Origin of the sequence: Streptomyces lancefieldiae, from assembly GCF_031845825.1 — a bacterium.
Classification (GTDB): Bacteria; Actinomycetota; Actinomycetes; order Streptomycetales; family Streptomycetaceae; genus Streptomyces; species Streptomyces lancefieldiae.
Map to the genome: position 1 here is coordinate 1 of NZ_JAVRFH010000344.1, position 437 is coordinate 437.

Here is a 437-nt window from a genome sequence, read left to right on the forward strand (position 1 = left end):
GGCTCCTGGTCGGGCTGCTGGTCATCGGCTCGGGGGTGGGCTGGATCAGGCTGATCATGCTCGGCCGGCTGGCCGAGCAGGTCGTGCTCGACGCCCGCGTCGGCATGGTGAAGCGGCTGCTGCACGTCCCCGTCGGGGGCCTCGGCCGCCGCTCCCCCGGCGAGCTGGTCACCCGGGTCACCTCCGACACCCTGCTGCTGCGGGAGGCCGCCTCCTCCACCGCGCTGGAGTTCTTCAGCTCGATGGTCCTGGTCACCGGCTCCCTGGTGCTGATGGCCACCCTGGACTGGGTCCTGCTGCTGGTCATGCTCATCACGATCGTCGTGATCGCCGGTGCGATCGGCCTGGTCATGCGCCCGCTCGCGGCGGTCCAGCGGGAGGCGCAGGCCGCGATCGGACGGCTCGGCGGCGTACTGGAGGGCGCCCTGCGCGCCATC

At 72.5% G+C, this 437-nt stretch carries 1 protein-coding gene; it reads left to right on the plus strand.

What is annotated here, in order from left to right; translation table 11 throughout:
• Window positions 1-437: ABC transporter transmembrane domain-containing protein (locus tag RM812_RS42445; RefSeq protein WP_311586385.1), on the plus strand; the 437-nt coding region annotated here is incomplete at both ends.